A 13,124-nucleotide genomic window follows, 5' to 3' on the forward strand; every position below is an offset into this window, starting at 1 on the left:
CACGCTTGGTTGCGTGGGCCTCAGCGCACGCGTCGATAGCGGAACGGTACATCACGCGCCGGTGCGCCGTCCTCGGCGATCCGCACCCACACGGTGAGCGCGTCCGGCCCTTCGCGAACCAAAGTCAGTCCGTCGAAGGAAGCGATTGCCCTCCACCGCGATCAGCGGGAACTCCACCGCCTTGCCGCCCTTGGCGTCTTCCCACCCGGTCAGATCGGCATTGAAGTGGCGGAGGCGATAAACCAGCGATCGGCCACGCGGCACGATCTGCAGCAGCTCATAGAAGAGCACCCCGCCCTTGCCGTCTTCCTGCAGGAAGTGGCCGGCGATGCCACCGGCCTGCGGCGCCGAGTAGACCTCAGTCGCCGGTCCTCCATAGCCCTCGCCGTGCCATTGCCCGGTCAGCCAGGACAGGTCCGCGATCTGCGCCTGCGGCGGCGGAGCGCCAGGGGTCGCGCTTCGCGTCTGCGACTCGCCGGCGAGCGCCAGCAGCAGCCCCGCAACCATGCTCGTCAGCGACACAGCGACTCTCCCCGCCAGCCCAGCCGACGGGAAGGATAGTCGCGCCGAACCGCTAGTCTATCGCATTCTTGATGCCGCGGCCGGCGAGCAGCCCCAGCACGAGCAGCACGACGAAGATCGCGATGGCGATGAAGAACAGGATCTTGGCGATGTCGACGAACGCGCCGCCGATCCCACCGAAGCCCAGCACCCCGAGCACCAGTCCCGCGATCAGAAAGATAATGGCCCAACGCAGCATGGCAGTTCTCCACTAGCCCCGCGGGTCAATCGAGCGGGGCAGCCGATCGTTCCCTCGACCGCCCCGAACGGCTCAGCTCCTACGGCCGGCCTCGAACAGGAACCAGGCGCGCTCCTCGGCCTGGTCGATCCACTCGTCGGCCAGGCTGCTGGTGGCGGTGTCGCCCGCGGTCTCGGCCGCTTCGCGCGCGGCACGCATCGATTCGATCAGCTTCAGATTGTCGTCGCGCAGGATCGTCAGCATCTCGCCCGGCGCCACGAAGTCGCGATCGTCGTCGGTGAGTTGCTGGCGGCGCGCGATGTCGCCGATCGAGCGCAGGGTGGTGCCGCCCGTCTTGCGCACCCGCTCAGCAATGATGTCGGTGATCGCGAGGATCTGGGTGGCCTGATCGTCGAGCATCAGGTGATAGTCGCGAAAGTGCGGGCCCGAGACGTGCCAGTGGAAGTTCTTGGTCTTCAGATACAGCGCGAAACAGTCCGCGAGGGTGCCGTTCAGCGCGTCCGCGACGGAGCGGACCTTGTTGCTGTTCAGGTCGGTGGGCGTGTCGAGCGCCGGGTTGGTGTCGGCCATGGAGTCCTCCAGGTGATGATTCGCTACGGCAACGAACTTTGCCCTGAATCGCTCCCGTTCAAGGGCAAAGGCAAAGAGCTTCTCTAGCTGAGGCGCAACGCCCGCACGGCGAGCACCGCGCCGGCCACCACCAGCAGCGCCGATACCCCGAGGCCGGCCGCCCGCCGCCCGGGCCAGCGGCACCAGGCGCGCTCTCCGACCGTCGCCGCGATCGCGCCGACCGCACCCCCCGCGACCGTGCTCCCGATCGCCGCCAGCACGGGACTCCCGCTCCAGGCGGCAAGGGCAAGGGCCAGAAACTGGCTGCGGTCCCCGAACGCGAGGATGAAGATCCCAAGGAATGCGGTTGCGACGCTTCCGATGCGCCAGTTCGTCAGTCGATCGGCGAGTTTCGTCCGGGCCAGACCGCCCGCACCTGCGAACACCAGGGCGAGGGCGAGGAGCAGCGTCCGGGCGTTGGGGCTCATTCCCGGCGCGATCAGCGCGCCTCCGGCCGTTGCTGCGAGGAAGCCGGCCGCATGGGCGAGGATCAGTCCGGCGGTAACGCCCGCCTTCCCGAAGCGGTCCGCGAGCACCGCCGCGAGGCGTGCCGGTGGGTCGAAGAGCTGCGCGAGCAGCACCGCGACAAAGGCAGGAACCAGTATCTCCATCCGCAGCCCGGCGCTCAGCCGGCGAGGCGCACCGAACAGGCGGCGGCGTAGACCGAGCTCGAGTCGCCCGGTTCCCGCTGCGCCAGTGCGTCCTCAAGGATGACGACGAGCCCCTGCAGCAACGCACCGCGCTCGCCGCGCGCAAGCGCCGAGTCGATCGCCCGGATCACCGGCGCCGCCCCGACGAGCCCCTGCGCGGCAGCCAGGCGGCGAATCCCCTCGACCTCTGCTGCCAGGTGCCGCACCGGCCCGCGGTCGCTGGCGCGGCGCAAGGCGGCCAGACCGCTTTCGAACTCCACGGGCGCGCCTACAACTGCCTCGATCATCGCTTGGGCCCTCTCCTTGGCTTGCCGCGGGATGGTGCCATCCTCACGTGAAGGAACGATGAAACAGCAAGGGTGGAGCAGGCAAGCAGCGTGTTTGCCTTGACAACCGCGGGCAGGTGACGCATGCGGCCCAGCCTGTGGGCGGCCGCGATTTGCGCGCGCCGCTTTTTGTTTTTCAACGCTGTCCGGTACCGCGAACCGAAGGATTTCAGGGTCATGGCAAAGCCGACCACCGTCAAGATCAAGCTCGTCAGCACGGCCGACACCGGCTTCTTCTATGTCACCAAGAAGAACCCGCGCACGCAGACCGAGAAGTTCAGCTTCCGCAAGTACGACCCGATCGTGCGCAAGCACGTCGAGTTCAAGGAAGCCAAGATCAAGTAATCGGTTGCCGCTCCGCGCCAGCGGAGCGGTCTCAGCCGGCCAGCGCCGCGTCCGCCGATTCGTCGGCCTGACGCGGCAGCAGCGCCCGCACCTCCCCGACGAAGCGCACCACCGAAATCGGCTTGGTGACATAAGCGTTCGCGCCCGCCGCGCGGATCCGCTCCTCATCCTCACGTCCCACATAGGCGGTCACCGCCATGATCGGGATGTGGCGCAGCTTTGCATCCAGCTTCAGGCGCCCGATCAGCTCCAGGCCCGTCATGTGCGGCAGCTGGATGTCGGTGATGATCAGATCGGGCGCAAAGACGCGCGCGCGCGCCACCGCTTCACGTCCGTCGCGCACCGGCTCGGTCACGAACCCGTGCGCCCGCAGCAGGTCGCAAAACAGCTTCAGATTGAGTTCGTTGTCCTCGACAACGAGTACCCTTTTTGTCACGTCCAAGACCCGATTGTTGATCCCCGAGGTACTACGGCATGGCGCCCCATGAGACAAACGCCGAAGCGGCGGCGACGCTGTCGCTCGGCGCGCTGAGCTGGGTGCTGGCCGATCCGGAGCGGGCGCGCCGCTTCTTGGACGTGACGGGCATCACGCCGGACGTCCTGCGGGCGCGGGCCGATACCCCCGGCTTCCTGGCGGCGGTGATCGGCTATCTCGAGAATCACGAACCCGACCTGATCGCCTGTGCCGAGAGCTTGCAGGTGGGGCCTGAGGAACTGACCCGCGCGAGGCGCGTGCTGGAGCGACCATGAAGCCATTGCTGATCTGCGACTGCGACGAAGTGCTGCTCCACATGGTGCGTCACTTCCGGGACTGGCTCGACACCGACCACGACATCGACCTGCAGCTGGCGGAGGGCAGCTTCGAAAAGGCGATGCGCCACCGCACGGACGGCGAACTCGTCACGCGGGAGCGGATGTGGTCGCTCATCGACGGCTTCTTCCCCGCCGAGATGGACCGCCAGACGCTGGTGCCGCACGCTGCGGAGGCGCTGGAGGCGCTCGGGCAGCGCGCGGAGATCATCATCCTCACCAACCTGCGCGACCATTGCCGCGAGTCGCGGATCACACAGCTGTCGACCCATGGCATCGTCCACCGTGTCGAATGCAACCAGGGCCCGAAGGGCGAGCCGGTGGCGCGACTGGTGGCGGAGCACGGCAGCCCGGTCACGGTCTTCGTCGACGACCTGCCGACGCACCATGATTCGGTGGCGCAGCATGCGCCGGGCGTCCACCGGCTGCACATGGTGTCAGAGCCCAGCCTTGCCCCGCACGTGCCCCCTGCCCCAGCTGCACACGCGCGAATCGACGACTGGCGAGACGCCGCGGCATGGATCACGGCACGCTTCGAGGCGGGATCGCCGGCGGAGGCTTGACCCCTGCCCGGCCTCGCGGGATGACCCACGCCATGGCAACCGACATCCCCGCGAAGCTGGCCGAACTCGGCCTCACCCTCCCCGAAGCGGCCGCGCCCGTCGCCGCCTATGTCCCGGCGGTCGAGACCGGCGGACTGCTCCACATCTCCGGGCAGCTGCCGTTCCAGGACGGCGCGCTGATGACCGGCCGGCTCGGTGAGGACCGGGACCTCGACTATGGCGTCGAGGCGGCACGCCGCTGCGCCCTGATGCTGCTGGCCCAGGCCGAGAAAGCCTTGGGCGGCCTCGATCGCGTTTCGCGGGTGGTGAAGCTCGGCGTGTTCGTGAACAGCGCGGGCAGCTTCACGGACCAGCCCAAGGTCGCCAACGGCGCCTCCGAGTTGATGGTCGCCGTCTTCGGCGAGGCCGGCAAGCACGCGCGCAGTGCGGTCGGCGTCCCGGTGTTGCCGCTCGGTGCGGTCGTGGAAGTGGACGCGATCCTGGAACTACGCTGATCGCTGTCTGTTGCTGCAACGCAACATTCCGATCCCAAAACGCGACGTCGACGAAACAAGCGTTGTGTCCGCACCCGCTGATCGGCACCTTCGTGTCGCGTCACAGGGGGTGCGGACGACACCCCAGGGCGCAAGCAGGAGGAGAACCATCACCTCAAGGGGGTCACGATGCGCTTCTCCAACATACTTCTTTCGATCTTCGCCGCTGTCGGCAGCATCGCGCCTGCCTGGGCGCAGGAAACCGACCCTCCCCAGCCGATCACGGTCAGCGGCAGCGCCAGCGTCGCGTCCGACTATCGCTTCCGCGGTGTCTCGCAGAGCGACAAGGAAGTCGCGCTGCAGGGTGGCATCACCATCGCGCATGAAAGCGGCTTCTACGTCGCCACCTGGGGCTCTAACCTTGCGGGCTGGGGCACGTTTGGCGGGGCCAATATCGAGCTGGACCTGGTCGCCGGCTACAAGGGGGAGGTCGGCAACGCGGCCTATGACGTGGGCGTCACCTGGTACACCTATCCCGGCGGCGCGGACGAGACCGACGTGGTCGAGTTCTATGGCAAGGTTTCCGGTACCGCTGGCCCGGCGAACCTGACGGCGGGCGTCTTCTATGCGCCCAAGCAGACGTCGCTCGGCAACTTCATGGCGCATCCCGACGGCGATCGCGACGACAACCTCTACCTGTCCGGCGACGGCACGATCGGCATTCCTTCGACGCCGCTGACGGCAAAGGCGCACATCGGCTATTCGAACGGGAATCCAGGCCTGGGCCCGAACGGCACCAGCCTGTCGCCGACCGGCGAGTATTTTGACTGGCTGCTGGGGGTGGACGCGACCTGGAACCAGCTGACGCTGGGGGTCGCCTATGTCGACACCGACATCACCCGGCGCGAGTCGGCGTATCTGGGCTCCGGTTTTTCCAAGACCAAGGACGGCAGCCCGATTGCCGCAAGCACCGTGGTGGTTTCGCTGACCGCTGCTTTCTGACGGCCGCCCGCCTGATCCGGGGCGGGCCCAACAAAGAAGGGCCGCGACTCACGTCGCGGCCCTTTCTGGTACCAGCTGTGACCCGGGGATCAGGGCGTGGTGCGCGCTGCCTGGCCGTCACCTTCCGGTGCCGCGATGATGTCCTGGGTGGTCGAGCCCTTGTCCACCACGGCGGTGTCGGGATCGGCCAGGCCGGAGCGGATGCCGGCATCGGCCGCGTCGTTGCCGCCGGCCTGCGTCAGGGCCGCGCGCTCGCTTGCGCTACGCTGCGCCTGGCCGCCGAACATCGCCTGCAGCGCCTGAGTCGAGGCGCCGACTTCCTGCGGACGCGGCGCGCCGGGCTGCGGCGGCACGAGCGCATAGTCGGGCGGGATCACCAGCGGCGCCTGGCGGGCCACCGCGAACTCGTCCGGACGGGCGCGGTTGAGCCCCGACGAGCCGCAGCCCGCGAGAGCAAGGGCGAGCGCGACGCTCGCGGCGGCATGAAGTTTACGCATTTACCTTCTCCCCAGCGGGCGTTTCGGCGGGCTTGTCGCGCACCAGCACCGCGCGGACAAGCAGGATCAGCACGCCGATGGTGATGGCGGCATCGGCGACGTTGAAGATCAGGAACGGGCGCCACGTCCCGAAGTGCAGGTCGAGGAAGTCGACCACATAGCCGAAGCGCACCCGGTCCAGGATGTTGCCGAGCGCACCACCCAGCACCAGGCCGAGCGCGAACAGGTCCGGCCGGCTCTTTTCACGCAGCATCCACCAGGCGACACCGCTCGCGATCGCGGCGGTGAGCAACACCAGCAGCCAGCGCATCACGCTGCTGTCGGCGGGCAACAGCCCCAGCGAAACGCCGACGTTCGGCACGAAGCGCAGGTCGAAGATCGGCAGCAGGAGGCGTTCGTCGCCCGGCCGGGACACGCCCAGGGGACCGGTGACGACGAACTTCACCGCCTGGTCGACGATGAAGATCAGCCCTGCGAGCAGGAAGCCGTGAAGGCGGGTGCGTTGCATCAGGATACTACCTCGGTACAGCGGTGGCACAGCGCATCGTCCACTGCAACTTCCGGCAGGTGGCGCCAGCAGCGACCGCATTTGTGGCGGTGGGTGCGGACCACGCCCACACCGTCCTTGTCACCCTCCCCCTTCGCCACTGAAGCGACGATGAACGCCTCGGCAAGCGCGTCCTCGGGAAGCGGCAGTTCGGGAACGGTGACTTCGGCCTCCAGGCTGGAGCGCACGATCTTCTCGCGCCGAAGCGGCTCGATCGCCTCCGTCACTCGCTCGCGCAGGCGCCGGACGTCGTCCCAATTGGTCGAGACGGCGTCGTCGGCGGGCAGCGCCGGCAGCTCGGGCCATTCGAGCAGATGGACGGAGCCGTCCTCGCTGGGGAAACGCGCCTGCCACACTTCCTCGGCGGTGAAGGCCAGGATCGGCGCGGCGTAGCGGACCAGCGCGTGGAACAGCAGGTCGAGCACGGTGCGATAGGCGCGGCGCTTGGGATCGTCCGCGGCGTCGCAGTAGAGCGAGTCCTTGCGGATATCGAAGAAGAACGCCGACAGATCCTCGTTGGCGAAGTCGGTCAGCGCACGCGCGTAGCGGTTAAACTCGTACGCTTCGGCCGCGGCGCGCAGCTCGACGTCGAGCTTGCCGAGCAGGTGGAGCACGTAGCGCTCCAGCTCGGGCATGTCGGCCACCGCGACTCGCTCTTCGTCGGTGAAGCCATCGAGCGCGCCCAGCAGGTAGCGGAAGGTGTTGCGCAGCTTGCGATAGGTGTCGCCGGTGCCCGCCAGCACCTCCTTGCCGATGCGGACGTCCTCGAAATAGTCGGTCTGTGCGATCCACAGGCGCAGGATGTCGGCGCCCGACTCGCCGATGACCTTCAGCGGATCGACGACGTTGCCTAGGCTCTTGGACATCTTGCGGCCATTGCCGTCGAGCGCGAAGCCGTGGGTCAGCACCGCCTCGTACGGCGCGCGACCGCGGGTGCCGCAGCTCTCCAGCAGCGAAGACTGGAACCAGCCGCGATGCTGGTCCGAACCCTCCAGATAGAGGTTGGCGCGGGTGCCGGCGCCGTAGCGCGCCTCGACCACGAAGGCGTGGGTCGAGCCCGAGTCGAACCACACGTCGAGGATGTCGGTGACGACTTCATAGTCCTCGAGGCGATAGTCCGCGCCGAGCAGCGCCTGGTGGTCGGCCTGGAACCAGGCATCGGCGCCCCCTGCACGGAAGGCATCAAGGATGCGCGCGTTCACCGCCGGATCGCGCAGATAGGCGCCGGTCTGGCGGTGGACGTAGAGCGCGATCGGCACGCCCCAGGCGCGCTGCCGGCTGATGACCCAGTCCGGACGGCCCGAGACCATCGAGGCAATGCGGTTGCGGCCCTTTTCCGGCACAAAGCGGGTGTGCTCGATCGCGTCGAGCGCGAGCTCGCGCAGGGTTGCGCCGTTGCCCGACGCGGTTTCCGCGCCCGGTTCCACCGTATCGCCAGTCGCTGCGTCCATCGGGATGAACCACTGCGGCGTCGCGCGGAAGATCACCTTGGCCTTGGAGCGCCAGCTATGCGGATAGCTGTGGCGGAAGTCGTCCGACGCGGCGAGCAGCGCGCCTGCTTCCCGCAGGTCGCGGCAGATCGGCCCTTCCTCCAGCTTCGCGCCGTTGCCGGACGCGGTGAACTTGGGGTTGATGACGCTGCCCTGCCCGCCGAGCCACGCCCAGTCGTCACGGTACTTGCCGTCGCCGGTAACCGCGAACACGGGGTCGATTCCATAGGCCTTGCACAGCGCGAAATCGTCTTCGCCATGATCGGGCGCCATGTGGACGAGGCCGGTACCCGCATCGGTGGTGACGAAGCCGCCCGGCAGCATCGGCCGCGGCTTTGCGAAGAAGCCGCCGAGATGGTGCATCGGGTGACGGACGGTGGCGCCGGCGAGATCAGCGCCCTTCACGACGACAGGGGCGTAGAAGCCATCTGGTCCACGCTGCTCTTCCTCAACGACAATCCCGTCCGCGATGATGCCGAAGTCACGCGCGAGGATCGTCAATGAGTGCTGCATGCGCTGCACGATGGAGGGGATCAGATTCGTGGAGACAACAAAGCGGCGATCGAGCCACAAGAACTCAGGACGCACGCGTATAGCGGCTTCGTTCGCATCCCAAGCCGCCGCAGTCGCTTTATCCTTACCCAAACTTACCTGAAATTCGACAACCGTGTATTCAATCTCCGGCCCATACGCGAGCGCCTGGTTCACTGGGATCGTCCACGGCGTGGTCGTCCAGATCACCGCATGCGCGCCCACCAGCTCCGGCGCGTTCGGCGCCTCCACGATCTCGAACGCCACGTCGATCTGGGTCGAGGTGATGTCCTCATACTCGACCTCGGCCTCGGCGAGCGCGGTCTTTTCGACCGGGCTCCACATCACCGGCTTGGCACCGCGATAGAGCTGGCCCGACTCGGCGAACTTCAAGAGCTCGCCCGCGATCGTCGCCTCGGCCTCGAACTTCATGGTGAGGTACGGGTCTTCCCAGTCGCCGAGCACGCCCAGCCGCTGGAACTGGCCCTTCTGCACGTCGACCCAATGCGCGGCATAGGCGCGGCATTCGGCGCGGAACTCGGCCGGAGGCACCTCGTCCTTCGACCGCTTCTTGGCGCGATACTGCTCCTCGATCTTCCACTCGATCGGCAGGCCGTGGCAGTCCCAGCCCGGAACATAGGGCGCGTCCTTGCCCATCAGCGTCTGCGAACGGACGATGATGTCCTTCAGGACCTTGTTCATCGCATGGCCCATGTGGATGTCGCCATTGGCGTAGGGCGGGCCGTCATGGAGGATGAACCGCTCGCGGCCGGCGCGCTCGCGGCGCAGGCGTTCGTACAGCCCGATGCGCGCCCAGCGATCGAGGATCGCCGGTTCCTTGGCGGCAAGGCCCGCCTTCATCGGGAAGTCGGTCTTCGGCAGGAAGACGGTGTCGCGCCAGTCGCGCTTCGCGTTCGGTTCGTCGGTCATGGAACCGCGCCGATTAGAGGATGCGGGGCCGGGGGTGAAGCGCGAAGTGGTGGGCGGGGCTCAGAGCGGCGTCAGTCGCGGCAATAGCCCTCGCCCGGCTTCACCGTCAGGCAGTCCTTCTTGTCGGCCAGCCACTTGAGCCCGGTCGCCTCACCGTCCGTCGCGCGCAGCGTCTGCGGCCCGTCCGGCCGGGTGAAGCGGATCGTGTCGCCGGCCGCGACTCCCTGGAACACACCCTTGTCGTCCAGCGAGTATTGCATCTCCAGCGTGTAGTGGCCGGAGCCCGCTTGGCCGTCCGCGGAAATCACCAGGTTCAGCCCCTCGACGCCACGCCAGCGTCCGATCCATGCGTCGGTCGCCGCGGTATCCGCTACTGTCGGCGCTGGCGTCGGCGTGGGTGTAGGCGTCGGCGTTTCTGCGGGCGCTTCCTGCGGCGCGGCATGGCCGCTGTTGTGGACCGCGCGTTCGACGGCTTCCCCCTCGGCGCGCCGCTCCGCGCGCTGTTCGCATCCGGCCAGCAACACCAGCATCGACAAGCAGATCGTTCGGCGCATCGCGTTCCTCCCGCGTTGGGCGGCCTGTCTAGCCTTCACGCGGCCGCACGGCTAGGCAGCAGCGACCACCGATCTTCAAGGCCTGTCCCATGACGTACCGCATCGCCCTCGCCTCCGATCACGCTGCCGTGGCGTTGAAGGCGTCGCTCGTCGCCTGGCTGCGCGATGCCGGCCATGCGGTCGTGGACCTGGGACCGGAGGGCGAGGCCAGCGTCGACTATCCCGATTACGGCTATGCGCTGGCGCGCACGGTGAGCGGCGGGGAAGCGGACTTCGGCGTCGCACTGTGCGGATCCGGCATCGGCATCTCGATCGCGGTGAACCGGCATGTGGGCTGCCGCTGCGCGCTGGTGAACGAGCCGCTGTCGGCGCGGCTCGCGCGCGAGCACAACGACGCCAACGTGCTGGCAATGGGTGCACGGCTGGTCGGCGTCGAGATGGCGAAGGCGTGCATCGAGGCGTTTCTGACGACGCCCTTCGGCGGCGAGCGCCACCAGCGTCGAATTGACAAGCTGAGCAGCCCTACCCTGGGCTGACGCGCGCCTATTTGGGGCAACAACGGGTAGCCTTCGCGCGCGCGGCATCCTAAAGGCTCGCGCGACCGGCCAGCCCGAGCCCCAGGAGGCGCATTCATGAGCAGCAATCCGCAGACCCACCAGGTCCAGCCCGACGGTTTCTTTTCCCGCAGCCTGGCCGATGCCGACCCGGCCGTGTTCTCCGGCGTCGAGCATGAACTGACGCGCGAGCAGACTCAGATCGAACTGATCGCCAGCGAGAACATCGTCTCCAAGGCAGTGCTCGAGGCGCAGGGCTCGGTGTTCACCAACAAATATGCCGAGGGGTATCCGGGCAAGCGCTACTACCAGGGCTGCGCGCCGTCCGACGAGGTCGAGACGCTGGCGATCGAGCGCGCCAAGCAGATCTTCGGCTGCGGCTTCGCCAACGTCCAGCCGCACTCCGGCGCCCAGGCGAACGGCGCGGTGATGCTGGCGCTGACCAAGCCGGGCGACACCATCCTGGGCATGAGCCTGGATGCCGGCGGCCACCTCACCCACGGCGCCAAGGCGGCGATGTCGGGCAAGTGGTTCAATGCGGTCCAGTACGGCGTGCGACAGGAAGACCACCTCATCGACTATGACCAGGTCGAGCGGCTCGCCAAGGAGCACAAGCCGACGCTGATCATCGCGGGCGGCTCCGCCTATCCGCGCCACATCGATTTCGCCCGCTTCCGCGCAATCGCGGACGAGGTCGGCGCAAAGTTCATGGTCGACATGGCCCATTTCGCCGGCATCGTCGCGGCCGGGCTGCACCCGACGCCGTTCGGCCACGCCCATGTCGTCACCACCACCACCCACAAGACGCTGCGCGGCCCGCGCGGCGGCATGGTGATGACCGACGACGAGGCGATCGCGAAGAAGATCAACTCGGCGGTGTTCCCGGGGCTCCAGGGCGGGCCGCTGATGCACGTGATCGCCGCCAAGGCGGTGGCGTTCGGCGAGGCGCTGCGCCCCGAGTACAAGAGCTACATCGCCGCGGTGGTGGAGAACGCCAAGGTGCTCGCCGCCACTCTCAAGGAGCGCGGCAGCGACGTGGTGTCGGGCGGCACCGACACCCATCTGGCGCTGATCGACCTGACCCCGCTGGGCGTCACCGGCCGCGACGCGGACGAGGCGCTGGAGCGTTCGGGCATCACCTGCAACAAGAACGGCATCCCCTTCGATCCGCTGCCCCCGGTCAAGACCAGCGGCATCCGCGTAGGTTCGCCGGCGGGCACCACCCGCGGCTTCGGCACGGCCGAGTTCCGCGAGATCGGCAACATGGTCGCCGACGTGCTCGACGGCCTGGCCGCCAAGGGCGAGGCGGGCGACGCCCAGGTCGAGGCGGGGGTCCGCGAGCGGGTTCGCGCGTTGTGTGCTCGGTTCCCGATCTACGGAGGCTGATCATGACCGACTACTCGACCGACGCGCAGAAGAAGGCGCTGGGCAAGAGCATGGCGAAGTGGGGCGCGCTCGGCGCCGTGATCGCCATCCCCCTGCCCTTCATCGGCCCGGTGATCGGCGCCGCGGCCGGCGCCGGCTACGCCTATCTCAAGGCCAAGAAGCGGATCTGAATGCGCTGTCCCTTCTGCGGAAATGATGCGAGCCAGGTAAAGGACAGCCGCCCTACCGAAGATGGGGCGGCGATCCGGCGGCGCCGCCAGTGCGAGGCCTGCGCCGCGCGCTTCACCACGTTCGAGCGCATCCAGCTGCGCGAGCTGTGGGTGCTGAAAAGCGAAAGCCGGCGCGAACCCTTCGATCGCGAGAAGCTGCTTCGCTCGGTCGCGATCGCGACCCGCAAGCGCCCGGTCGAACAGGCGCAGATCGAACGGCTGGTTTCGGGCATCCAGCGCCAGCTGGAAACCACCGGCGACGGCGAGGTGCCCGCCCAGCGCATCGGCGAGATGGTGATGGAGGCGCTCAAGGGCCTCGACTCGGTGGCCTACATCCGGTTCGCGAGCGTCTACAAGGACTTCCGCGAGGCGCGGGATTTCGAGGAGTTTGCGGGGAACGTGGCCGAGGTAGGGCGGGAGTAGCGCTCCTCAACCGCCGGCCCGCCGCCTATACCGCCGTTTGTCCTGAGTAGCGGCTGAGCCTGTCGAAGCCGCGTATCGAAGGACGGAGACGCCGATGTCCTTCCACGCCTATCTCCTGCGCTGTGCCGGTGGCAGCTTTTACGTCGGCCATACCGACGACCTTGATCGCCGGATCGCACAGCATCAGTCCGGCGCCATCCCCGGCTACACCGCGACGCGACAGCCGGTGATGCTGGCCTGGAGCGAGACCTTCGACAGCCGGGAAGAGGCGATCGCCGCAGAGACCCGGTTGAAAGGCTGGTCGCGAGCGAAGAAAGAGGCGCTGATCGCGGGCGACTGGAACCGCGTGCAGGCATTGGCGCGCAAGTCCTTCGATACGGGGCTTCGACAGGCTCAGCCCCTACTCAGGACGAACGGAACCATGAACGAGACACCTTCCCCCTCCTCCTCCTCCCCGAACGTGTC

At 67.8% G+C, this 13,124-nt stretch carries 20 protein-coding genes; 10 read left to right on the plus strand and 10 right to left on the minus strand.

Annotated features, from left to right (window positions below; translation table 11 throughout):
* Positions 1–51 precede the first annotated feature (51 nt).
* The 5 genes from MHZ35_RS14725 to MHZ35_RS14745 all read right to left on the minus strand — a co-directional run bounded on the left by MHZ35_RS14725 (position 52) and on the right by MHZ35_RS14745 (position 2,306).
* Complete coding sequence (locus MHZ35_RS14725) at positions 52–522, minus strand: DUF6265 family protein (RefSeq protein ID WP_239436325.1); 471 nt, start codon at positions 520–522, stop codon at positions 52–54.
* A 52-nt stretch (positions 523–574) separates the two neighbouring features.
* Positions 575–760 carry a DUF1328 family protein gene (locus tag MHZ35_RS14730; RefSeq protein ID WP_239436326.1) on the minus strand — a complete coding sequence of 62 codons (186 nt, stop codon included), beginning with the start codon at positions 758–760 and terminating at the stop codon, positions 575–577.
* Positions 761–832: 72 nt separating this feature from the next.
* Positions 833–1,330 carry a Dps family protein gene (locus MHZ35_RS14735; RefSeq protein ID WP_239436327.1) on the minus strand — a complete coding sequence of 166 codons (498 nt, stop codon included), beginning with the start codon at positions 1,328–1,330 and terminating at the stop codon, positions 833–835.
* 83 nt (positions 1,331–1,413) lie between these two features.
* Positions 1,414–1,980, minus strand: coding sequence for a TMEM165/GDT1 family protein (locus MHZ35_RS14740; protein WP_239436328.1), 567 nt, complete (start codon positions 1,978–1,980; stop codon positions 1,414–1,416).
* Positions 1,981–1,994: 14 nt separating this feature from the next.
* Positions 1,995–2,306, minus strand: coding sequence for a hypothetical protein (locus tag MHZ35_RS14745; protein ID WP_239436329.1), 312 nt, complete (start codon positions 2,304–2,306; stop codon positions 1,995–1,997).
* 216 nt (positions 2,307–2,522) lie between these two features.
* Here MHZ35_RS14745 and rpmG point away from each other — a divergent pair, with 216 nt between their 5' ends.
* Entirely contained in the window at positions 2,523–2,690 is a 168-nt protein-coding gene (rpmG, locus tag MHZ35_RS14750; RefSeq protein WP_125959110.1) for a 50S ribosomal protein L33, read from the plus strand.
* Positions 2,691–2,721: 31 nt separating this feature from the next.
* Here rpmG and MHZ35_RS14755 read toward each other — a convergent pair whose 3' ends face one another.
* Positions 2,722–3,126 (minus strand): response regulator, encoded by a 405-nt coding sequence (locus MHZ35_RS14755; RefSeq protein ID WP_239436330.1) that lies wholly within the window; start codon positions 3,124–3,126, stop codon positions 2,722–2,724.
* Between the two features lie 38 nt (positions 3,127–3,164).
* On the opposite strand from MHZ35_RS14755, the gene MHZ35_RS14760 reads away from it, so the two are divergent.
* The 4 genes from MHZ35_RS14760 (at position 3,165) to MHZ35_RS14775 (ending at position 5,538) form a co-directional block, all read left to right on the plus strand.
* The gene (locus tag MHZ35_RS14760) at positions 3,165–3,440 is read left to right on the plus strand and encodes a DUF3572 domain-containing protein (RefSeq protein WP_239436331.1); all 276 of its coding nucleotides are present in this window, start codon (positions 3,165–3,167) and stop codon (positions 3,438–3,440) included.
* A complete protein-coding gene (locus tag MHZ35_RS14765; protein WP_239436332.1) occupies positions 3,437–4,063 on the plus strand; it encodes an HAD family hydrolase in 627 nt (208 codons plus the stop codon). The genes MHZ35_RS14760 and MHZ35_RS14765 overlap by 4 nt, the downstream gene beginning before the upstream one ends.
* Before the next feature lie 32 nt (positions 4,064–4,095).
* A complete protein-coding gene (locus MHZ35_RS14770) occupies positions 4,096–4,557 on the plus strand; it encodes a RidA family protein (protein ID WP_239436333.1) in 462 nt (153 codons plus the stop codon).
* Positions 4,558–4,725: 168 nt separating this feature from the next.
* On the plus strand, positions 4,726–5,538 hold the full coding sequence (locus tag MHZ35_RS14775) for a TorF family putative porin (RefSeq protein ID WP_239436334.1): 813 nt from the start codon (positions 4,726–4,728) through the stop codon (positions 5,536–5,538).
* A gap of 89 nt (positions 5,539–5,627) precedes the next feature.
* On the opposite strand, the gene MHZ35_RS14780 is transcribed toward MHZ35_RS14775, so the two are convergent.
* The 4 genes from MHZ35_RS14780 to MHZ35_RS14795 all read right to left on the minus strand — a co-directional run bounded on the left by MHZ35_RS14780 (position 5,628) and on the right by MHZ35_RS14795 (position 10,087).
* The gene (locus tag MHZ35_RS14780; RefSeq protein ID WP_125959115.1) at positions 5,628–6,035 is read right to left on the minus strand and encodes a DUF3035 domain-containing protein; all 408 of its coding nucleotides are present in this window, start codon (positions 6,033–6,035) and stop codon (positions 5,628–5,630) included.
* Positions 6,028–6,543 (minus strand): signal peptidase II, encoded by a 516-nt coding sequence (lspA, locus tag MHZ35_RS14785; RefSeq protein WP_239436335.1) that lies wholly within the window; start codon positions 6,541–6,543, stop codon positions 6,028–6,030. Before lspA ends, MHZ35_RS14780 begins: the two co-directional genes overlap by 8 nt.
* Entirely contained in the window at positions 6,543–9,533 is a 2,991-nt protein-coding gene (ileS, locus tag MHZ35_RS14790; protein WP_239436336.1) for an isoleucine--tRNA ligase, read from the minus strand. The genes lspA and ileS overlap by 1 nt, the downstream gene beginning before the upstream one ends.
* 71 nt (positions 9,534–9,604) lie before the next feature.
* On the minus strand, positions 9,605–10,087 hold the full coding sequence (locus MHZ35_RS14795; RefSeq protein ID WP_239436337.1) for a hypothetical protein: 483 nt from the start codon (positions 10,085–10,087) through the stop codon (positions 9,605–9,607).
* Positions 10,088–10,176: 89 nt separating this feature from the next.
* Between MHZ35_RS14795 and rpiB the strand changes: the two genes are divergently transcribed.
* The 5 genes from rpiB to MHZ35_RS14820 form a co-directional block, all read left to right on the plus strand.
* On the plus strand, positions 10,177–10,623 hold the full coding sequence (gene rpiB, locus MHZ35_RS14800; RefSeq protein WP_239436338.1) for a ribose 5-phosphate isomerase B: 447 nt from the start codon (positions 10,177–10,179) through the stop codon (positions 10,621–10,623).
* A 96-nt stretch (positions 10,624–10,719) separates the two neighbouring features.
* The gene (gene glyA, locus MHZ35_RS14805; protein ID WP_239436339.1) at positions 10,720–12,027 is read left to right on the plus strand and encodes a serine hydroxymethyltransferase; all 1,308 of its coding nucleotides are present in this window, start codon (positions 10,720–10,722) and stop codon (positions 12,025–12,027) included.
* 2 nt (positions 12,028–12,029) lie between these two features.
* The gene (locus tag MHZ35_RS14810) at positions 12,030–12,197 is read left to right on the plus strand and encodes a hypothetical protein (protein ID WP_239436340.1); all 168 of its coding nucleotides are present in this window, start codon (positions 12,030–12,032) and stop codon (positions 12,195–12,197) included.
* Positions 12,198–12,659: a transcriptional regulator NrdR gene (nrdR, locus tag MHZ35_RS14815; RefSeq protein WP_132882463.1), complete on the plus strand. Its 462-nt coding sequence runs from the start codon at positions 12,198–12,200 to the stop codon at positions 12,657–12,659.
* Between the two features lie 94 nt (positions 12,660–12,753).
* Positions 12,754–13,124: GIY-YIG nuclease family protein (locus tag MHZ35_RS14820; RefSeq protein WP_239436341.1), on the plus strand; the 371-nt coding region annotated here is incomplete at its 3' end.

The sequence above is a fragment of the Sphingomonas sp. ACRSK genome (genome assembly GCF_022346685.1).
GTDB lineage: Bacteria > Pseudomonadota > Alphaproteobacteria > Sphingomonadales > Sphingomonadaceae > Sphingomonas > Sphingomonas molluscorum.